The organism is Aliiroseovarius sp. CAU 1755 (genome assembly GCF_054482655.1).
Map to the genome: position 1 here is coordinate 1414747 of NZ_JBTLRH010000001.1, position 21034 is coordinate 1435780.

At 59.6% G+C, this 21034-nt stretch carries 19 protein-coding genes; 5 read left to right on the forward strand and 14 right to left on the reverse strand.

Annotated elements, in window-relative coordinates; translation table 11 throughout:
* Positions 1-1056: a sn-glycerol-3-phosphate ABC transporter ATP-binding protein UgpC gene (gene ugpC / locus ACXYMP_RS07035; protein ID WP_298569589.1), complete on the forward strand. Its 1056-nt coding sequence runs from the start codon at positions 1-3 to the stop codon at positions 1054-1056.
* A gap of 15 nt (positions 1057-1071) precedes the next feature.
* On the opposite strand, the gene ACXYMP_RS07040 is transcribed toward ugpC, so the two are convergent.
* The 10 genes from ACXYMP_RS07040 to ACXYMP_RS07085 form a co-directional block, all read right to left on the reverse strand.
* The gene (locus ACXYMP_RS07040) at positions 1072-1464 is read right to left on the reverse strand and encodes a CBS domain-containing protein (protein WP_298569586.1); all 393 of its coding nucleotides are present in this window, start codon (positions 1462-1464) and stop codon (positions 1072-1074) included.
* Positions 1461-1814, reverse strand: a complete 354-nt coding sequence (locus tag ACXYMP_RS07045) for a P-II family nitrogen regulator (protein ID WP_298569583.1) — start codon at positions 1812-1814, stop codon at positions 1461-1463. Before ACXYMP_RS07045 ends, ACXYMP_RS07040 begins: the two co-directional genes overlap by 4 nt.
* Positions 1811-2593, reverse strand: coding sequence for a DUF1538 domain-containing protein (locus tag ACXYMP_RS07050; RefSeq protein WP_298569581.1), 783 nt, complete (start codon positions 2591-2593; stop codon positions 1811-1813). The genes ACXYMP_RS07045 and ACXYMP_RS07050 overlap by 4 nt, the downstream gene beginning before the upstream one ends.
* A complete protein-coding gene (locus ACXYMP_RS07055; protein ID WP_298569578.1) occupies positions 2590-3333 on the reverse strand; it encodes a DUF1538 domain-containing protein in 744 nt (247 codons plus the stop codon). The genes ACXYMP_RS07050 and ACXYMP_RS07055 overlap by 4 nt, the downstream gene beginning before the upstream one ends.
* A gap of 155 nt (positions 3334-3488) precedes the next feature.
* The gene (locus tag ACXYMP_RS07060) at positions 3489-4478 is read right to left on the reverse strand and encodes an ABC transporter substrate-binding protein (protein ID WP_298569573.1); all 990 of its coding nucleotides are present in this window, start codon (positions 4476-4478) and stop codon (positions 3489-3491) included.
* A 40-nt stretch (positions 4479-4518) separates the two neighbouring features.
* A complete protein-coding gene (locus ACXYMP_RS07065) occupies positions 4519-5364 on the reverse strand; it encodes an ABC transporter permease (RefSeq protein ID WP_298569570.1) in 846 nt (281 codons plus the stop codon).
* Positions 5361-6296: an ABC transporter permease gene (locus ACXYMP_RS07070; protein WP_298569568.1), complete on the reverse strand. Its 936-nt coding sequence runs from the start codon at positions 6294-6296 to the stop codon at positions 5361-5363. The genes ACXYMP_RS07065 and ACXYMP_RS07070 overlap by 4 nt, the downstream gene beginning before the upstream one ends.
* Complete coding sequence (locus tag ACXYMP_RS07075) at positions 6289-7071, reverse strand: ABC transporter ATP-binding protein (protein WP_248364250.1); 783 nt, start codon at positions 7069-7071, stop codon at positions 6289-6291. The genes ACXYMP_RS07070 and ACXYMP_RS07075 overlap by 8 nt, the downstream gene beginning before the upstream one ends.
* Position 7072: 1 nt before the next feature.
* The gene (gene hydA / locus ACXYMP_RS07080) at positions 7073-8527 is read right to left on the reverse strand and encodes a dihydropyrimidinase (RefSeq protein WP_458905236.1); all 1455 of its coding nucleotides are present in this window, start codon (positions 8525-8527) and stop codon (positions 7073-7075) included.
* A gap of 77 nt (positions 8528-8604) precedes the next feature.
* Complete coding sequence (locus ACXYMP_RS07085) at positions 8605-9852, reverse strand: Zn-dependent hydrolase (protein ID WP_458905238.1); 1248 nt, start codon at positions 9850-9852, stop codon at positions 8605-8607.
* Positions 9853-10041: 189 nt separating this feature from the next.
* Between ACXYMP_RS07085 and ACXYMP_RS07090 the strand changes: the two genes are divergently transcribed.
* Positions 10042-10689 (forward strand): TetR family transcriptional regulator C-terminal domain-containing protein, encoded by a 648-nt coding sequence (locus ACXYMP_RS07090; RefSeq protein ID WP_458905240.1) that lies wholly within the window; start codon positions 10042-10044, stop codon positions 10687-10689.
* Complete coding sequence (locus ACXYMP_RS07095; RefSeq protein ID WP_298569553.1) at positions 10689-11315, forward strand: TetR family transcriptional regulator C-terminal domain-containing protein; 627 nt, start codon at positions 10689-10691, stop codon at positions 11313-11315. Before ACXYMP_RS07090 ends, ACXYMP_RS07095 begins: the two co-directional genes overlap by 1 nt.
* On the opposite strand, the gene ACXYMP_RS07100 is transcribed toward ACXYMP_RS07095, so the two are convergent.
* The 4 genes from ACXYMP_RS07100 to ACXYMP_RS07115 all read right to left on the reverse strand — a co-directional run bounded on the left by ACXYMP_RS07100 (position 11296) and on the right by ACXYMP_RS07115 (position 17611).
* Positions 11296-12186 carry a DMT family transporter gene (locus tag ACXYMP_RS07100; RefSeq protein WP_248364240.1) on the reverse strand — a complete coding sequence of 297 codons (891 nt, stop codon included), beginning with the start codon at positions 12184-12186 and terminating at the stop codon, positions 11296-11298. The two genes, ACXYMP_RS07095 and ACXYMP_RS07100, sit on opposite strands and share 20 nt — an antisense overlap.
* 7 nt (positions 12187-12193) lie before the next feature.
* Entirely contained in the window at positions 12194-13498 is a 1305-nt protein-coding gene (preA, locus tag ACXYMP_RS07105; RefSeq protein ID WP_458905243.1) for an NAD-dependent dihydropyrimidine dehydrogenase subunit PreA, read from the reverse strand.
* Positions 13498-14838 carry an NAD(P)-dependent oxidoreductase gene (locus ACXYMP_RS07110; RefSeq protein WP_458905245.1) on the reverse strand — a complete coding sequence of 447 codons (1341 nt, stop codon included), beginning with the start codon at positions 14836-14838 and terminating at the stop codon, positions 13498-13500. Before ACXYMP_RS07110 ends, preA begins: the two co-directional genes overlap by 1 nt.
* A 163-nt stretch (positions 14839-15001) precedes the next feature.
* The gene (locus ACXYMP_RS07115) at positions 15002-17611 is read right to left on the reverse strand and encodes a cation-translocating P-type ATPase (RefSeq protein WP_298569540.1); all 2610 of its coding nucleotides are present in this window, start codon (positions 17609-17611) and stop codon (positions 15002-15004) included.
* A 197-nt stretch (positions 17612-17808) separates the two neighbouring features.
* Here ACXYMP_RS07115 and ppsA point away from each other — a divergent pair, with 197 nt between their 5' ends.
* Positions 17809-20208, forward strand: a complete 2400-nt coding sequence (gene ppsA, locus ACXYMP_RS07120) for a phosphoenolpyruvate synthase (RefSeq protein ID WP_458905248.1) — start codon at positions 17809-17811, stop codon at positions 20206-20208.
* A gap of 16 nt (positions 20209-20224) precedes the next feature.
* Positions 20225-20986: a formate/nitrite transporter family protein gene (locus ACXYMP_RS07125; protein WP_298569537.1), complete on the forward strand. Its 762-nt coding sequence runs from the start codon at positions 20225-20227 to the stop codon at positions 20984-20986.
* Positions 20987-21034 lie beyond the last annotated feature (48 nt).

Genomic DNA, 21034 nt, shown 5'->3' on the forward strand with positions numbered 1-21034 from the left:
ATGGCGACTGTCACGCTGAAAGATATCAAGAAAAGCTTTGGCCCCGTGGACGTGATCCACGGCATCAGCGCGGAAATAGAAGATGGCGAGTTCATCGTGATCGTCGGCCCATCAGGCTGTGGCAAGTCCACACTGTTGCGTATGGTGGCAGGGCTGGAAACCGTGACCTCGGGCGAGGTGCTGATCGGCGGTGAACGTGCCAACGAGAAAGAGCCGATGGACCGCGACATCGCCATGGTGTTCCAGAACTACGCGCTTTATCCGCATATGTCGGTGGCGCAGAATATGGGCTACGGGCTGAAGATCGCAGGGCTACCCAAGGATGAGATTGCCCGCAAGGTGCGCGAGGCGGCAGAATTGTTGCAGCTTGAGGCGTTGCTGGACCGCCGCCCCAAACAACTGTCCGGCGGTCAACGCCAGCGCGTCGCCATGGGCCGCGCCATTGTGCGCGAACCGGCGGTGTTCCTGTTTGACGAACCGCTGTCGAACCTCGACGCCAAGCTGCGCGTCCAGATGCGTTTGGAGATCAAAGAGTTGCAATCCAAGCTGGGCATCACCGCGCTATACGTGACCCATGATCAGGTCGAAGCGATGACGATGGCCGACCGCATGATCGTCATGAATGCTGGTGTGGCAGAACAGATCGGCACGCCCCTTGAGGTCTATGAAACGCCCCGAACACTCTTTGCTGCGCAGTTCATCGGCAGCCCTGCGATGAACATTTTGGATGCCAAGGTGCAAGGCGGAAAAGTGCGATTGGGGCAAGCCCTCGTCAGCAACACGTCCGCGCCCGATGGCCCGGTCAAGCTGGGCATTCGACCCGAACATGTCGTGCCAGATGAGAACGGGCCGCTTTCTCTGACAGTGCATCTGGCAGAGCCCCTGGGCGCCAATACGCTGCTGCATGGTCGCTTGGATGGCGACGGGATCTTGTTCACGGCAAGCCTGCCGGGCGTTCATCATGCGCGTGACGCCGGACATGTTCTTAAACTGTCGGTCGACCCCGAGCATGCCCACCTGTTCGACCCCGCGACACATTTGAGGTTGATCCCGTAGGCGCGGCGAGGGGGCTTACATCTCGGCCAAAGTGAGGTCGCGCAGGTTGACTGTGCCGATCAAGTGGCCCTCTTCGATCACCAGGGCAAATTCCAGACCAAGGCGCGTCAGAAGGCGGATCGCATAGCGCGCCTGCATGTCGCAGGAAATATGCACCGCTGGCTTTTCCATAACCTCATAGACGCTGACACGCGACGGGTTTCTGTTTGATGCAGTGACCTGACGGGCAATCATGTTGGTGGTGATCAAGCCATATTCGTCGTCAACCGAGCGCTTTTCGATGACCAAGGCGTCATGCGAGGTGTCGCGCATGATCTCCAAAGCATCCGCGACCGTCGCCAGACCATTGATGACGTGCGGCTTTTGGCTGATGGCATCTTTGACCCGTGTCTCTTCCGGCGTGCTCATAGTTCATCCTTCTCCAACGAGGTCTTCAGGGCCTGGACTTGCGTTTCAAGGCCGATGGCGTCTTCGATATCCAGTTGAAACACGACGCCGCGCCCGGGCTCATCCAGAAAACGACCCGCATCGCTGATGGTTTCCAGAATGGTGGTCGCGCGGTGCTCTTCCACCAAAAACAGCGCCATGTCGCGCTGGCCTGCGACGGTCAGGCCAAGGAACGTCTTTTTCTGTTCAAGCCCTTCCCCCCTGACATTGGTGATGACGGTGGACCCGGTTGCCCCGGCCGCACGTGCGGCATCCAGCACTGCATCGGTCAATGCATCCTGCACAAGCGCAATTATCAATTTGAACTTCATTCCGTGTTCTCCGTTTCGTGACGCGGCAGATCAGCACCGCCCCGGCGTCGTTCATTCCATTGCACGATCTGTGCATAGCCCATGACCGTGATCATCGGAAACAGGCTGGCAAGTGCGATCAACCCAAACCCGTCAAGGGCAGCGCTGCGTCCCGGCACGGTCGAAGCAAGCCCAAGCCCAAGGGCGGCGACCAAAGGCACGGTGACGGTGGATGTTGTCACCCCGCCACTGTCATAGGCGAGCGGCACGATGATTTTCGGCGCATAGATGGTTTGCACGATGACAATCGCATACCCGACCATCATGTAAAGATAGAGCGGTGTGCCCGTGACGATCCTGTAGGTGCCGAACACAAGGCTCAGGGCCACGCCCAGAGCCACGGCAAGACGCAGGCCCCATTCCTTGACGGTGCCCCCCGAAACCTCGCGGGCCTTCATCGCGACGGCAATCAAAGAAGGCTCGGCGATGGTGGTCGAGAACCCGATTGCGAAGGCAAAGAGATAAGTCCAGCCATGTGCCGTCCAGTCCGTCGGGTCGCCCAGAAACGCCGGGTCGGTCAATTGGCGTGCCATCGCCTCGCCCAGCGGAAACAGCGCGCGTTCCAGCCCGAACAAAAACAAGCCAAGTCCCAGCACGACATAGACGCCGCCGATCAACACGCTTTTCAGGTGGGGGATCGGTTTGCGCAGCACGCCGGCCTGAAAGATGACCAGCACCAGCGCAATTGGCAGCACATCCTTGATGGTGACGACAATCGTTCCCAAGAGGTCCGCGATCATTTCATGCCCCCCACGATCCCGAACCCCAGAACGAAGACGATGGGCAAGAGGCTGGCAAAAGCGACAAGCCCGAAGCCGTCAATCATCGGGTTGCGTCCGCGAATGACGCTTGCCAGTCCGACCCCAAGCGCCGTCGTCAGCGGAACGGTTACGGTCGAGGTGGTGACCCCGCCGCTGTCATAGGCGATGCCGATGATCTCGGCGGGCGCGAAGGCGGTCAGCACGACCACCAGCAGATAGCCACCGATGATCAGGAAATGGATCGGCCAGCCCAGCAGGATACGAATGACGCCAATGACGAGCGACGACCCAACGGCGGCGGCAACGGTATAGCGCAGCGCGTTGGCATAGCTGGCTTGCGCTGCTGCATCTGCATCAACCGCCCCAATGTCCGCCATCACCCGCGCGGCTTCGCGGCTAACGGCAATCAGGGCGGGTTCGGCGACTGTGGTGCCGAACCCCAGGGCGAAAGCGAACAGCAACAGCCAAACAAGGCTGCCCTTGTTGGCAAAGGAATCTGCCAGTGTTTCGCCCAACGGAAACAAGGCCAGTTCCAACCCGCGCACGAAGATTGCCAGACCGGCCATGACGAACAACAGCCCGACAAGCTTGTCACCCACATCGACCATAGGTTGGCGAAGAACCAGAAACTGGAAGACGGCCACGACACCGACGATAGGGGCCAGATCCCGCGCGGTTCCAAGCGTCAGAATTGCAAGTGATTTGATCTCTTCTAACAATTCGAGCCCGTCGGAAATGCAGGTCGGCCGTCACGAACGTGAACGGCCGGGTGGAAGCTATTGTATCGGTCTGGCCAACTGTAGTGCTTCAATCGCGCGGGCACAATTGCAACATGTCACGGCGCGCCCGAAGGCACGCCGCTTTGTTGGTCACATCAGTTCAATGCAGCATCGGTGATGGCACTGGTCCATGCACCTTCAGGCTCCATCGTGATGACGGGGTCCGACCCGCCAGCCAGAAGCGTCTGAACCGTCCGCTCGTAAGCGGCCGGGTCAAGTGCACCGTTCGAACCCGCCGTCAGCTTGGCGATCTCGCCCATCATGCGCACCTGATGGTTCTCGGTCTGGGCGCCGGTTTCGTCATACTCAAGAACGATCATGGCGGCATCGGTCGGGTTTTCTTCGGCCCATTTCCAACCCTTCATCGAGGCGCGCACGAAGCGTTCCATCTTGTTGGTAAACGCCTCGTCGCTCAGGTTTTCTTCCATCACGTAAAGGCCGTCTTCCAGCGTCGCGACGCCTTGGTCTTCATACTTGAACGTCACCAGTTCTTCCGGTGTGACACCGGCGTCAATGACCTGCCAGTATTCGTTATAGGTCATGGTCGAAATGCAATCGGCCTGACGTTGCACAAGGGGATCGACGTTGAAACCTTGCTTCAACACTTCGACACCGGTTTCGCTGGCGCCATCGGTTGCGATACCCAATTTGGACATCCAGCTCATGAATGGAAACTCGTTGCCGAAGAACCAGACACCAAGGGTGCGGTTGGCCAGATCTTCCGGCGCGCTGATACCGACATCGCCCCAGCAGGTCAGCATCATACCGGACGACGCGAACGGCTGCGCGATGTTGACCAGCGGCAGACCCTTTTCGCGTGCGGCCAGTGCGGCAGGCATCCATTCAACGATCACGTCGGCCCCGCCGCCTGCGATCACCTGAGTGGGCGCAATATCCGGCCCACCGGGCAGAATGGTCACGTCCAGATCCTCTTCGGTATAGAACCCTTGGTCCAGCGCGACGTAATAGCCCGCGAACTGCGACTGGGTGACCCATTTGAGTTGCAATTTCACTTCGTCCGCCGCCACAGCGGTGCCCGAGGTGAGCGCCAGGGCAGCAGCCCCGATCACTGAATTGAATTTCATGTCTCTCTCCTTGTTGAACTTCGTTTGTTATTATTATTGCTCAGCCTCGTTGGGACGGGTGCCAGAATGTCACCTTCTTTTCGATCCACGCCACAACACCATAGAACATCGTGCCTGCCAATGCTGCGACGGCAATTTCCGCCCAGACCAGATCAATGGACAGACTGCCGACACCGGTTGAAATGCGAAAGCCCATGCCGCGGGTGGGTGATCCGAAATACTCGGCCACGATTGCGCCGATCAGGGCCAGCGTGGCCCCCACTTTCAGTCCGTTGAAGATAAACGGCATGGCGGCCGGGATGCGCAGTTTCCACAGGGTTTTGAAATATCCCGCGGCGTAGGTTTTCATCAGATCGCGCAGCATGGCGTCGGTTTCGCGCAGGCCTTGCACCGTGTTCACCAGAACGGGAAAGAACACCATGACGACCACCACAGCCGCTTTTGACTGCCAGTCAAACCCGAACCAACTGACAAGGATCGGGGCGATGCCGACGATGGGCAGGGCGGCCACAAAATTCCCGATGGGCAGAAGCCCGCGCGTCAGGAAGGGGGACCGGTCAATCAAGACCGCCATTACAAAGGCCGCACCCGCACCGATAAAGTAGCCGCTAAGCGCACCTTTCAAAACGGTTTGCTTGAAATCCACCCACAGCAACCCTGTCGAGTTCGCAAACGTGTCCGCGACCGCAGATGGTGCTGGCAGGATTGCGGCTGAGACGTTGAAGCTGTGGACCAAAGCCTCCCACGCGACCAACAGTGTCATGCCGAAGATGATCGGCACAGCGTATCGCACAAGCGCCGTGTCGGACCATTTGGACCGGACCATGGTGACATTTGCAGCCCAAGCCGCCAGCCAGAAGACGAGGGCGAAGATCAACCAGTTCATGAGCGCATCCCCATCCTTCGCAGCAGCACATGCTGCGTTCGGTCAAGCAGGGTGACCAGCACACCGGCTAGAATGGCGGCTGCAAACAGCGCCGCCCAGATCGCCAACGGCGTGCCAAACTGATCGCCGATCAGGATGCGCGCGCCAAGACCGCTGATTGCCCCCGTCGGAAGCTCGCCAATGATGGCACCGACAAGAGCCGCCGCAATGCCGATTTTCAGCGACGTGAAAAGATAGGGCAGCGAAGCTGGCATGCGCAGTTTCAGGAACCGCTGCACGCCGGACGCGCTGTATGTTTTCAACAGGTCCAACTGCTCTGCGGTCGGCGAGCGCAGACCTTTGACCATGCCCACCAGCACCGGGAAGAAGCACAGGTAGGATGAAATCAACGCCTTGGGAAACCCGCGCCCCTCGATCCCGACCTGCGATGACAAGACGATGATCATCGGCGCCAGCGCCACGATGGGGATGGCTTGCGAGATGATGGCCCACGGCATCACCGACATCTCGATCACGCGGGACTGCACGATGGCGATGGCACCAACGATGCCAATTGTGGTGCCCAGAAGGAAGCCCCAGAAGGTGGACTGAAGCGTGATCCATCCGTGATAGATCAGCGACCGTTTCGACCACGTGCGCCCCTTCAGGACCATCGCGCCCGTGGTCTTCCACAGCTCTTCGCCGACTTGCATGGGGGTGGGAAGCCGGGGGCGATCAAGGTCATATCCCGCCGCGATATGGTCGCGGTTGTTCGACATCAGGGTCAAAATCGGCACATTGCGCCGCTCAACCGCTGACGGGGGCTCAATTTCCGCGCCCGCGCGTGCCGCCTGATCAAGAGCCACGCGAATATTCATCGGCGCGACAGCGAGATACCAGATGACGACGATGGCAGCCAAAACGGTCAGAACGGAAAGCGCGGTCTTAGTCATAGGAATGTCCCGCCCGCAGCCCTTCGCGCACCCGATGTGCGACGTCCAGAAACGCCTGCGTGTCCCGAATGTCCAAGGGACGATCCACCGGTAGCGGGTTCTCGATCACGTCGGATATCCGCCCCGGTCGGGGCGACATGACGACGATCTTGGTGGACAGATACACCGCCTCGGGGATCGAGTGGGTGACGAAAGCAATCGTCTTCTGCGTCTTGGCCCACAGCTTCAAAAGCTGCTCGTTCAAGTGGTCGCGCACAATCTCGTCCAGCGCGCCAAAGGGTTCGTCCATCAGCAGAATGTCCGCGTCAAACGCCAGCGCCCGCGCGATCGAGGCGCGTTGTTGCATCCCGCCAGACAGCTGCCACGGGAATTTCTTCTCAAACCCGTCCAGTTCGACCAGTTCGAGAACGCGTTTGATGCGCGCGTCTTGGTCCTCTTTCGTATACCCCATGATTTCAAGCGGCAGGCGAACATTGCGCCCGATGGTGCGCCACGGATACAGCCCTGCGTGCTGAAAGACATAACCATAGGCGCGCGATTTACGCGCCTCGCGTGCCGACACACCATTCACCGTGATCGAGCCACCTGTGGGCTCCTCCAGGTCAGCCATGCAGCGCAGGAACGTTGTCTTGCCACAGCCCGACGGGCCGATGAAGCTGACGAAATCGCCCTTGTTGATATCAAGCGACACGTCCTTGAGCGCATGCACCGGGCCGTCATTGGTTTGGAAGGTCAGCGAGAGGTTCTCGGCCTTTACGATGGTTTCTGTGCTCACCTTAGACACCTGTCGCCGGAATGCCGGTGCGTTTGACCGGCTGTGGCGCGGTCAGTTCTTTCCATTTGCTGAGCGCGGTGTTGACCGTCGCGTTCGGTTCGCGTTCCACAAACTTGCCGTGGCCTTCCTGCGTCTTGATTTCGCCGTCATGCACCGCAACCTGGCCGCGTGTCAGCGTGAAGCGGGGCAGGCCTTTGACCTTGTGGCCTTCAAACACGTTATAATCGATGGCCGATTGTTGGCTGCCTGCCGTGATGGTCTTTTCCTTCTCGGGATCCCACACAACAAGGTCGGCGTCGGCCCCCACCAGAACAGCTCCTTTCTTGGGATAGCAGTTCAGGATTTTGGCGATGTTGGTTGAGGTGACGGCGACAAATTCATTCATCGTCAGGCGCCCCGTGGCCACGCCATTCGTCCAGAGCATCGGCATGCGATCTTCCAGACCGCCGGTGCCGTTCGGGATCTTGGTGAAATCCCCAACGCCATAGCGTTTTTGTTCGGTGGTGAAGGCACAATGGTCGGTCGCGACGACGGACAAGCTGCCCGATTGCAGACCGGCCCACAGGCTGTCTTGGTGCATCTTGTTGCGGAAGGGCGGCGACATCACGCGACGCGCTGCGTGATCCCAATCCTTGTTGAAATACTCGCTTTCATCCAAGGTCAGGTGCTGGATTAGCGGCTCACCCCAAACCCGTTTGCCCTGCATGCGGGCGCGGCGGATCGCCTCGTGGCTTTCCTCGCAGGACACATGCACGACATAGAGCGGTGCACCGGCCATGTCGGCAATCATGATCGCGCGGTTGGTGGCTTCGCCTTCGACCTGAGAGGGCCGCGAATAGGCGTGGGCTTCCGGCCCGGTGTTGCCCTCGGCCAGCAGCTTGGCGGAAAGTTCCGCCACCACGTCGCCGTTTTCGGCATGCACCATCGGGGTCGCGCCCAGCTCGGCCAGACGGTTGAACGAGGCGAAGAGCTCGTCGTCATTCACCATCAGCGCGCCCTTATAGGCAAGGAAGTGCTTGAACGTGTTGATGCCTCGTCCCTGAACGACGGTTTTCATGTCGTCGAACACTTGCTCGCCCCACCACGTGACCGCCATATGGAACGAGTAGTCGCAGTTCGCGCGGGTCGATTTGTTGTCCCAGCGTTTCAATGCGTCCAGCAGGCTTTCCCCTTGGTTCGGTAGCGCGAAATCGACCACCATCGTCGTGCCACCTGCAAGCGCCGCCCGCGTGCCGCTTTCGAAATCATCCGAGGAATAGGTCCCCATGAACGGCATTTCGAGATGCGTGTGCGGGTCGATCCCGCCGGGCATGACATAGCAGCCGGTGGCGTCCAACTCCTTGTCGCCTTTCAGATCCGGGCCAATTTCGATGATCTTGCCGTTGTCGATCAAGACGTCTGCCTTGTAGGTAAGGTCTGCTGTGACGACGGTTCCATTTTTAATGACTGTGGTCATTTCAGTTCTCCCTGTGGATGGCGTCTTTTGATCTCCTCACCCAGTGGGTGGGGCACCTTTGCGCCATAACTAGTTGTTCAGTCGACGATTTCCGCCGTCTCCAAAACCGCATGCATCAGCACGTCCGTGCCTGCCGCCGCCCATTCCTTGGAAATGTCCTCGGCCTCGTTGTGGCTCAGCCCATCCACGCAGGGACACATGATCATCGCCGTCGGATAAATCTCGTTGATCCAGCAGGCGTCGTGGCCCGCGCCGGAGACGATGTCCATGTGGCTATAGCCCAGTTCTTTCGCGGCATTGCGCACGGCTTTCACGCAGCCTTCGTCAAAGGCGGGCGGGTCGAAGGTGCCGACCATCTCCCAGCTCATTTCCACGCCGATATCCGCACAGAGCTTCGGCGCACGTTCGTCAAACTCGGCGATCATCGCGTCGATCACCTCTTGCAGGTGCGAGCGGAAATCGACGGTGCAGACGACCTTGCCGGGGATGATGTTGCGCGAGTTCGGGTAGACGTCGATATGCCCGATGGCGCCAACCGCGTTGGGTTGGTGTTTCATCGCGATCTCATGGACCAGCTCGGTAATCAGAGCCAATCCGCGGCCCGCGTTGATCCGCATGGGCATGGGGGTCGAGCCTGTGTGGCTTTCCTTGCCGATGATGGTCACTTCCAGCCAGTTCAGCCCTTGGCCATGGGTGACGACGCCGATGTCTTTGCCCTCGGCCTCAAGAATGGGGCCTTGTTCAATGTGCAGTTCAAACATCGCGTGCATCTTGCGCGCGCCGACTTCCTCGTCGCCGACCCAGCCGATGCGCTTCAGTTCATCTCCGAATTTCTTACCTTCGGCATCTTCGCGCGCGTAAGCCCAGTCTTGCGTGTGCTTGCCGGCAAACACGCCAGAGGCCAGCATGGCAGGCGCGAAGCGCGTGCCTTCTTCGTTGGTCCAGTTGGTCAGAACAATCGGGTGTTTGGTTTTGACGTTCAGGTCATTCATCGTGCGGATGGCCTCAAGCCCACCCAACACGCCCAACACACCGTCATACTTGCCGCCCGTCGGCTGCGTATCCAGATGCGAGCCCATATAGACAGGCAGGGCGTCGGGGTCTTCACCAGGGCGGGTGGCAAACATGTTGCCCATCGTATCGACGCCCATGGTGCAGCCCGCAGCCTCGCACCAGCTTTGAAACAGAGCGCGGCCTTCGGCGTCTTCGTCGGTCAGGGTCTGGCGATTGTTACCGCCCGCGACGCCCGGCCCGATCTTGGCCATCTCCATAATGCTGTCCCAAAGACGGTCAGGATTGATGCGCAGGTTTTTCCCGTGGCTCATAGTCATCTCCCATTTGGTCGGCCTTGCGGCGTGCGGAAATTAGATTCCGTCGTTACCCACAGGCTGGCGTGTTTCTGCACGATCGGTCAATCTTTTTCTGACCGATCGTGCAGACAACACCTGTTTTTTGCGCAAAACTCGTGCCACAAGATGAAACCCTGTGCGGATTTTGCACAAACAACGAGTGTGATGAGCGACGTGAATAAGACGACAAGAGGCATCCAAAGCCGCAATCGCGAAGAGGTGACAGCCCGCATTCTGGTTGCCGCCGAAAAGGTGTTTGCCGAGTTTGGATATGCCGGAGCCTCGATCAGTCGCATCGCGGCCGTGGCGGGGCTGCCCAAATCAAACGTGGTTTATTATTTCGAGACGAAAGAAGCGCTGTATCGCCGTGTCGTGGGCGAGATCTTCGATATCTGGCGTGCGGCGGCGGACAGTATCAGGGTCGACAACGATCCGATCCAGGCGCTGGGCGACTATATCGACACCAAACTGGATCTTGCGCGCACGCGGCCCTATGGCTCGAAAGTCTGGGCGAACGAGATCATCCAGCGCGCGCCCATCGTGCAGGACTATCTGGAAGACGAGTTGCGTTCTTGGACCGAAAACCGGATTACGGTGATCGAGGCATGGATCGAAAACGGAAAGATCAGGCCGATCAGCGCGCGCCATCTGCTCTATGCAATCTGGGCGACGACGCAGCATTACGCTGACTTTACCCATCAGATCACGACACTGAACAATGGGGTCGAGCTGTCGGATGCGCAGTGGGACGAGACCAAGACAGCCGTCAAAGACTTGCTGCTGTCCGGCGTTCAGCTGCATGGGGACACCTGATGGCGAAAGCAGGTGCAACATCCCGCCCGACACGGATTCAGCGCGAAAAGCGACAGGCGATTTTTGAGGCGGCGTTGGATGTGTTTTCGGAAAAGGGGTTGCGGGGGGCAACGCTTGATCAGATCGCCAAAGCTGCCGGGATATCGAAGCAAAACATTGTCTATTACTTCAACGGCAAAGAAGCGATTTATTCCGAACTGTTGGAAGGTCTTCTTGAACAATGGGTCAGCCCGCTGCGCGACTTGTCCGCGGACGGTGATCCAATGGAAGAAATCCTGACTTATGTCAGCCGCAAGATCGAAATGTCACGCGACATGCCCCGTGAAAGCCGATTGTTTGCGACCGAGGTTTTGCATGGCGCGCCCCGTCTGGGCGATATGCTGAACACCGATCTGAAGACGCTGGTGGATGAAAAAGCTGCGATCATCGCAGGTTGGATGGTCGAGGGGCGACTGGCAACCATCGACCCGCATCACCTGATCTTCTCGATCTGGGCGATGACACAGCATTATGCGGATTTCGACCTTCAGGTGCAGGCGGTCTTGGGGCCGGTGCGCAGTGACACACGGTTCGAAGATGCCGAGGCGTTCATCACCCATATGCTGGTCAGAACGCTTCGCCCCTAAGCAGCATGGCAAGTGCCAGCAGGGTTGCGGCCACACCGGCCATCAGAAGGGCAGGTTGGGTCGCGCCGTAAAACAGGAACTCCCACAGCACCACCCAGCTTGGCACCAAATATGTGTAGGCCATGACCTTGCTGGCGGGCAGGCGCTGGCTGGCATATTGGACCAGAAAGAACGTGCCGGCTGTGGTGACAACCGCAAGATAGGTAATGACCATCCAAACCGCCGGGCGCAGGGCCGCGAAATCCGTGTGGATCACGTCGCGGAACCCATAAATGCCGGTGACGATCAACGCGCCCAGCACAGTCCCGATCGAGGTCTGCAAAGGCTGCACACCCTGCGCCAGCTTGCGCGCCAAAGCGGGCACCAGCGCATGGCACAGCGCGCCGATGGCAAACAGCGCCTCGCCGCGCCCAACCTCAAAACGCAACAGTGCGTTCAGGTCGGCGCGGAAAATGACCCACACAGCCCCCACCGCACCGATGGTCAGCGCAATCAACGTCCACCGCCCCGACCGTTGCCCCGCGATCAGCAATCCGCACCCGGCGGCCATCAGCGGGGTTAGGGTGAAGACGGCAGCGGTCGAGACCGGGGTCGTGATCCTGAGCGCTTCGAACATGGTAATGAAATAGACGGCCATCAGCCCGCCCATCAGGCCAAAGCGCCAAAAACCCGTGAAGACCGGGCGCACCGGTATACGCATGACGCGCGCCAGCCCGAACAGGACCAGCGCGGCCAGCGCAAACCGCACCGTGTTCAGGGCGGTGGGGGTGATCTCTTTTGCGACGATGTGGCCAAAGCTGAAGGACAGCGACACCAGCGCCGAGAAAGACAACATCGCCAGATGGCCCTGCCGGGAGGAGGACAGGGCCATCCCAGCCTTACTCGGCGGCTGTGGCGCTTGGGTTGTTGGGGTGGGTCGTCCAGTTGGCATAGTCTTCCTTCACAACCGTTCCCGTTCGTTCATCCATGGCACCGGGGGCGATGGTCTCCATCGTGATGCAGCCGTCGACCGGGCAGACGTTGACGCACAGATTGCACGCTACGCATTCGTCGTCTTTAACGTCAAAAACGCGGTCGTCCGACATGCTGATCGCCTGATGCGAGGTATCTTCGCAGGCTGCATAACAGCGCCCGCATTTGATGCAAGCGTCCTGATCAATCCGCGCCTTGGTGACGTGGTTGAGGTTCAGATATTGCCAGTCGGTGACGTTGGGCACAGCACGCCCAACAACTTCTTCAATCGAGGTGTAGCCCTTTTCATCCATCCACTGGCTGAGGCCCGAGATCATTTCCTGTACCACTTTGAACCCATAGGTCATGGCCGCTGTGCACACTTGCACGTTGCCCGCGCCAAGCGCCATGAATTCGGCTGCATCGCGCCATGTGGTCACACCGCCAATGCCCGAAATGGGCAAGCCATGCGTGCCGGGGTTGCGGGCAATCTCGGCCACCATGTTCAGGGCGATGGGTTTCACCGCCGGGCCGCAATAGCCGCCATGGGTGCCTTTGCCGTCGATCATCGGCTCTGGCGCCATGGCGTCCAGATTAACGTTGGTGATCGAGTTGATCGTGTTGATCAGGCTGACCGCATCCGCGCCGCCATCTTTTGCCGCCTGCGCGGGCAGAAGGATGTTGGTGATGTTGGGCGTCAGCTTCACGATGACGGGCAGGTCGGTGGCTTCCTTGCACCAGCGCGTGACCATCTCAATATACTCCGGCACCTGGCCGACGGCCGATCCCATGCCGCGTTCGGCCATCCCGTGCGGACAGCCGAAGTTCAGCTCGAACCCGTCGCAGCCGGTTTCGGCGATGCGGGGGATGATGCGTTTCCATTCGTCTTCTTCGCAGGGCACCATCACGGAGGCGATCAGCGCGTGGTCGGGATAGTCCTTCTTCACGCGCGTCATTTCCTCAAGGTTCACCTCAAGCGGTCGGTCGGTGATCAACTCGATGTTGTTCAGACCCAGCAAGCGGCGGTCGGCCCCGTGGATCGCGCCATAGCGCGGGCCGTTCACGTTGACGACGGGTGGCCCTTCGGCTCCAAGCGTCTTCCACACAACACCACCCCAACCGGCTTCGAACGCGCGGCGCACGTTGTATTCCTTGTCGGTGGGCGGGGCCGAGGCCAGCCAGAACGGGTTGGGTGACTTAATTCCAAGAAAGTTTGATGTCAGGTCGGCCATTAGCTTGCTCCTGTCAAAGTGGCGTGGATGTCCATTGCCGCATCGCGACCTTCGGCAACGGCAGTGACGGTCAGATCGTCCCCGCCCGAGGCGCAATCGCCCCCGGCCCAAACATTTGCCAAGTTTGTTTTCTGCGCGTCATTGACGGCGATCTTGCCACCGTCCAGCGTCAACCCGTCCGGCGTATCACCAAGTTTCTGGCCGATGGCTTTGAACAGTTGATCGGCGGGCAGGGTGAAGGTCTCGTCCAACGTCTCCAACTTGCCATCGCGCGTTTCGGTATAGGCGAAGGTCACGGCAGTCAGCGATCCGTTGCCTTCGATCCCCACCGGGGTCGCATTGCAGATCAACGTCACGCCTTTCTGCCGCGCCAAGTCCTGTTCAAACTTTGACGCTGCCATCGCCTCTTGCCCGCGACGGTAAACGATTGTCACGTCCTCGGCGCCCAGCAGTTTCGCCTGAACGCCCGCGTCAATCGCGGTCATGCCGCCGCCGATGACGACGACGCGTCGGCCAACGGGCAGGGCGGTCAGGTCACTTGCCTGCCGCAAATCGGCGATGAAATCGACGGCATCCGTGACGTTGGTTTTGTCTTCACCGTCAAGACGCAATGCGTTGACGGCGGTCAGGCCCATGCCAAGAAACACTGCGTCGAAATCATCTTGCAGCCCGTCCAATGTGATGGACTGACCCAAAGCCTGCTGATAGCGGATTTCGATCCCGCCAATGGCCATGAGCCAATCCAGTTCCTTCTGCGCGAAATCATTGGTGGATTTGTAGGCAGCAATGCCAAATTCATTCAGACCGCCCCCTTTGGACCGCGCCTCGAAGACCACAACGTTGTGGCCCAGCATCGCCAAGCGGTGCGCGCAGGCAAGGCCGGACGGGCCAGCGCCCACGACAGCAATCTGCTTGCCGGTCTCAGCCGCACGCACGAACGGGTGCAAACCTTTCGCCATCAATGTGTCGGTGGCAAAGCGTTGCAGACGACCGATTTCGACGGGCTTGCCCTCGGCAACTTCGCGCACACACACTTCTTCGCAGAGCGTCTCGGTCGGACAGACCCGCGCGCACATGCCGCCCAGGATGTTCTGGTCAAGGATGGTCTTGGCCGCCGCTTCCGCCGTGCCGGTGGCAATCTGGCGGATGAAAAGGGGAATATCGATCGAGGTCGGGCACGCCGTCATGCAGGGCGCGTCGTGGCAAAAATAGCAACGATCCGCGGCCACGAGCGCTTCGTGTTCGTCATAAGCTGGATGGAGGTCGGAGAAGTTGGCTTGCACGTCGGCTGGCGCTATTCGACCCGAAGAAACTCCGTTTTCCCTGTTGGAATGAACCATTTTTTGATTCCTGTTGTTGATTTTGATGACTAATGAAGGCACAGAATCAAAAAATTTACCAGATGGTAAAATATTTTCTTCCCCCGGCAGCACCTCACAACCCAAATGCACAGTGCAGCAGGGCCGCCTGATAAAGGCGATGCAGCGCGCACCTGCGGGAGGCTCAGGCCTTGGCGTATCTGCGACGCGCAAGCGACTTGAAGATCTCTGGAACCAGCAAAATGGGGGCGGTCAGGGCAAGGATCATGACCCAATGGTCGGTCTGCAGCGGTCCTGTGTGCAACAGAGTTTGCAGCGGCGGCCAATAGACGGCTGCGATCTGTGCGCCCAACGTGATCGTCAGTGCACCGATCAAAAGCGGGTTCGACAACCAGCCAATGCGCCAGCACGGGTGATGCAGCGACCGAAACGCGAAGACGCTGAACTTTTCGAAGAAGACCATTGCTGTGAAGGCTGCAGTGCGGGCCTGCGTGACATCAACCGCCAGAAAATGTGTAAAGACAAAGAGGCTCGCCAAGCCGGTATAGAGCCCAAACCCCAAAATGACGGCCACGCCGGTTTTGCCAAGGATCGGTGTGGACTTCTGCCGGGGGCGGTGATCCATCTGGTCGGGCTCGGTCTTTTCCAGTCCAAGCGCCACTGCGGTGACGCCGTCGGTGACAAGGTTCATCCACAGGATTTGCGTGGCAAGAAAGATCAGCGGACCGCCGATCAGGATGTTTACCACCAGTGCCACCACCTCTCCCGCGTTCGAGGCCAGAAGGTAGCGCACGAATTTACGGATGTTCGCAAATTGCCGCCGACCTTCTTCGATGGCGTTTACGATGGTTGCGAAATTGTCGTCCAGCAGCACAAGGTCCGAGGCATCTTTCGCAACTTCCGTGCCGCGAACCCCCATGGCAACGCCAATATCCGCTGTTTTCAGGGCAGGGGCATCATTCACCCCATCGCCAGTCATGGCGACCACTTGGCCCTGCGCCTGTAGCGCCTGCACAATCTTCAGTTTGTGAATGGGTTGGGTGCGCGCAAAAAGAATGTCTGTCGTCAGAGCCCTGGACAACGCCTCTGGGGTCAGCGCATCCAGTTCGTCCCCGGTCATCGTTTGGGCAACGGGCAGGCCGACCGCGCGGGCAATGGCACGGGCCGTGACCGGTCCATCGCCGGTGATCATGATTACCCGAATGCCAGCGGACCGCGTAGAGGCTATCGCTGATTTAACCTCGGCGCGGGGGGGGTCGATCAGGCCGACCAACCCCAAGAAGATCAGCCCGGCTTCCCGGCAGTCCTCGGACGTCGTCGGGCGGGCAGCAACCGCGATCACACGAAGCCCGTCCTCGGCCATCTGGTGATAGCTTTCGCTGATCAGGGCCACGTCGCGGTCGCCTAGCTTGCGGGCGTTCGCCCCCTCCTGCACCTGGTCACACACGTCCAGCACCTGTTCCGGCGCGCCTTTGGTGAAGACCATATGCCCGGCGTCGGTCCTGGCCAGAACGCTCATGCGCTTGCGTTCGCTCGTGAAGGGCAGTTCGTGCAGAACGTCGGTGCTGTCAAGCGCCGTGCACCAGCCCTTGTAAGCCAATGTGACCAAAGCGCCTTCGGTGGGTTCGCCGGTCATCGACCAACTGTCGCCCTGTCGGCTCAGGCGCGCGTGTGAACAGGTCAGGACCGCCGTGAGAAGTCGCGCCAGACCCGGATCGTCCGAGGCGCGCAGACGCTGACCCTGATAGGCGATGTGACCCGTGGGGTCATAGCCGCTTCCGGTGACCTCATAGGAGCGATCCGGGGTCCAGACCCGTGTCGCTGTCATCATGTTTTCTGTCAATGTGCCGGTCTTATCCGTGCAGATCACGGAGGCCGCTCCCAATGTCTCGACCGCTTGCAGGCGGCGGGCAAGGGCATTGCGACGCGCCATCGCGGCCGCGCCAAGGGCCAGTGTAATCGTCACGACGGCTGGCAGGCCTTCGGGCACCATCGCCACGGCAAGCGACAAGGCGGTCATGAAGATTACAACGGGGTCTTGCTGTTGGTAGATCCCCAACGCAAAGACAAAGCCAGCGATCAGGATGGCGGCTATCCCCAACTGACGCGCCAAGCGGTCCAGTTGCGTTTGCAACCCGGTCTTGGCGCGCTGGGCGGTGCTTGTCAGGGTGGCGATCTTGCCAAATTCCGTCGCCGCGCCGATGGCTGTCACGATGGCTTCGGCGCGGCCTGAAACGATCGTGGTGCCGGCGAAAAGGTCGTGGCCTTCAGATGGATCGGTGCTTTTCTCGACCGGCAGGCTTTCCCCGGTCAGCACGCTTTCGTCGCATTTCAGTTGCAAGGCGTGCGTCAGGCGCGCGTCGGCGGGCACGCGGTTACCGGTTGCCAGCAGGATCAGGTCATCGGGCACCAGCTCGCGCGGGTCGATGGTCACTTCCTGCCCGTCACGCACGACGGTTGTGTGGGTGCTCAGCATCTTGCGCAGGGCGATCAATGCCGTTTCGGCGCGCCATTCCTGCACAAAGCCCAGCACGCCGTTCAACATGATGACCAATCCAATCGCCAGCGTGTCGACCGGATCACCGACGAAGAAGGCGATCACCGCGGCAAGGATCAGGATGACCACCAAAAAATTGGTAAACTGACGGATGAACACGGTGATGGGGGGCGTGGTCGGAGGCTGCGGAAGCTCGTTCCAGCCATGCGTCGCACGCCGGGTTTCAACCTCGGCACGCGACAGGCCTGTGGCCGCGGCGCCCTTGGCTGGCAAGGTCTTGGTCTCGCGTTGCGTCATGGCTTAACTTGCGCGGGTTCTTGTGCCGTTTGCGTTGATCCTGATCAACCGTCGCGCGATGGGCGAGGCGTCTGGGCGGGGGACGGTGACCACCTGACATCGGGCACGGATCGCTTGGCCCGGCCTTGACGCGGATCATACCGGCGGGCAGCCAAACCGGCTATCCTTTGGCGAATTCATGACGCAGGGAGGTTGCGATGTCGCTGAAGGATCAAACCGTAGTTTTCTTTGAGGAGTTGAAGCGGGGAGACGTTGACATTGTCGGCGGCAAGAACGCGTCATTGGGCGAAATGGTGCGAGAATTGGGCAAACGTGGTGTGCAGGTGCCGCCGGGCTTTGCCACCACGGCCAACGCATTCCGGTCGTTTCTGGCGGCCAACGATCTGGGCGTGCGGATCACCGATCTGATGGACAGGCTGGGGGCTGGGAAGCTAACCTTGCAGGAGGCCGGGCAAGCAATCCGAAAATCCATTGTTGAGGGCGACTTACCCGACGATCTTGAGGCAGATATCCGCACGGCCTACCGCGATCTGGGTGCGCGCTCTGGTGTCACGGATTTGCCCGTTGCCGTGCGTTCCAGCGCCACTGCCGAGGATTTGCCGGACGCGAGTTTCGCCGGTCAGCAGGAAACGTTCCTGAACGTTCGCGGCGAGGCGGCGTTGCTGCACGCCTGTCGCCGGTGTTTTGCATCACTTTTTACCGATCGTGCGATCACATACCGCCAGCTGAAGGGGTTTGATTACGCCAAGGTGGCGTTGTCGGTCGGGGTCCAGCAGATGGTGCGCTCGGACATTGGAGGGTCTGGGGTCATGTTCTCGATCGATACGGAAACCGGCTTTGATAAGACGGTGATGATCAGCGCGGCTTGGGGGCTTGGCGAAAACGTCGTTCAAGGCGCCGTTAACCCGGACGAATATCAGGCCTTCAAGCCATTTCTGGATGACCCCTCGCTGACCCCGATCCTTGAAAAGCGGCTTGGGGCAAAAGAAAAGAAAATGATCTATGCCGGGGCCAGCGGGGGCGATATCCGCAATGTGCCCACCTCAAAGGCAGAACGCGCGGCTTTTGTGCTGTCAGATGATGAGATCCTTGAACTCGCCCGGCATGCGCGCACGATCGAGGACCATTATGGTCAGCCAATGGATATGGAATGGGCCAAGGATGGAAACAGCGGCGCGTTGTTCATCGTTCAGGCCCGCCCAGAAACCGTGCAGTCGCGGGTCGAAGCGGGGGCATTGAAATCCTACAGCGTGTCTGGCACGGGAGAGGTGCTGTTGACGGGTCTCAGCGTAGGCGAGGCGGCTGTCAACGGTCAGGTCTGCCTGATCGAGACGGCGGCAGATATCGACCGTTTTGTCGACGGCGCGATCCTCGTGACCTCGACCACCGACCCGGATTGGGTGCCGATCATGAAGCGCGCAGCGGCCATCGTGACCGATCATGGGGGCCGGACATCTCATGCGGCTATCGTCAGCCGAGAACTGGGGTTGCCCGCGATTGTCGGTTGTGGCGATGCCACGCATGTGTTGCATGACGAACAGGTAATCACCGTGTCCTGCGCAGAGGGCGAGGATGGGTTCGTCTATGCAGGCCACGCCGAAATAAGCGTGGAAGAGCAACGCCTTGACGCAGTGCCCGACACGACGACGGACGTGATGTTAAACATCGCCAACCCGGCTGCCGCATTCCGGTGGTGGCGCCTGCCTGTCGCGGGTGTTGGCCTTGCGCGGATGGAATTTGTGGTAAACTCGGCCGTGAAGGTGCACCCTATGGCGCTGGTGAAGTTTGACGCGCTGAAGGACACAGCCGCGCGAGAGGCCATCGAAGAGCTGACAAGCGGGTATGACGACAAGCCGCAATATTTCGTTGATCAACTGGCGCGTGGCTTGTCGCGGATCGCGGCTGTGTGCCATCCCAAACCGGTCATCATTCGAATGAGCGATTTCAAGACCAACGAATATGCCGATTTGCTGGGCGGACGCCAGTTCGAGCCGCACGAGGAAAACCCGATGATCGGGTTCCGTGGTGCTTCGCGGTATTACTCGGATGAATACCGCGAGGGGTTTGCCCTTGAATGCCGCGCCATTCGTCGACTGCGCGAAGAAATGGGGTTTGACAATGCCATCGTGATGATCCCGTTCTGCCGCACCCCGGCTGAAGCAGACGATGTGCTGCGGGTCATGGCCGAGAACGGGTTGGAACGCGGGGTGAACGGGCTTCAGGTCTATGTGATGTGCGAGGTGCCATCGAATGTCATTCTGGCGCGAGAATTTGCCAAGCGGTTTGACGGTTTCTCGATCGGATCGAATGATCTGACCCAGTTGACCCTTGGCATTGACCGCGATTCCGAATTGCTGGCTCCTTTGTTTCGCGAAAATGACCCTGCGGTGTTGTGGATGATCGAAACCGTGATCCGCGAGGCGCATGCCGTTGGGTCGAAGGTTGGCTTTTGCGGTCAGGCGCCCAGCAACGACCCCGGCTATGCGCGCACGCTTGTCGGCTTTGGGATCGATTCGATATCTGTCACGCCTGACAGTTTTCTGAACGTGAAGCAGAACGTGGCGGCCGCAGAGCATCGCAAATCAAAGCGCACATAAGAGGGTGCATATGGACATGGAAGCCCGAACCCCGGCGCAGATTGCCGAACGAGTCGCCACAATTGGCCTTGCCAAAAGTCAGAACACCACACGGCAACTTGCCTTACTTGCACTGATGGCAGGGGCTTTCATTGCCTTGGGCGCACTGTTTTACACGCTTGTGATCTCCGACAGCTCCTTTGGCGCTGGGCCGACACGTCTGATCGGGGGACTGGCTTTTTCGGTCGGGCTTGTGCTGGTGTTGGTGGCGGGCGGTGAGCTGTTCACCGGCAATACCTTGATGGTCCTGCCATGGCTCAACCAGGACTTCACGCTTGCGGCGATGATGCGCAACTGGACGATCGTGTATGCGGGCAACCTTGTCGGCGCGTTGATGATCGCCGCTTTTGTCGTGCAGTCAGGGGTCTTGGACAGCGCCAACCTTTCCACGACAGCCGCTGCGATGGCGCAGGCCAAGCTGGACCTGACAGCGACAGAGGCGCTTTTTCGCGGCATATTGTGCAACATGCTGGTCTGTTTGGCGGTATGGATGAGCTATGCGGCGCACACTGTAACGGGCAAGGTTGTGGCGGTCTTGCTGCCCATTGCCGCCTTCGTTGCCGTCGGGTTCGAGCACTCGGTTGCCAATATGTATGTGGTTCCGGTCGCCATGTTTGAAGGTATCGTGGCCTATGATGTGTTGGGCTTTCTACGCAACCTCATCTTTGTGACCCTTGGCAACATCGTTGGCGGCGGTGTCTTGGTGGCAGGTGTTTATTGGGCGGTTTTCCAGAAGTAGCCGACGCCGGCAAGCGTTGCATGGCAAAGCGGTTACGCAAGGCAGCAC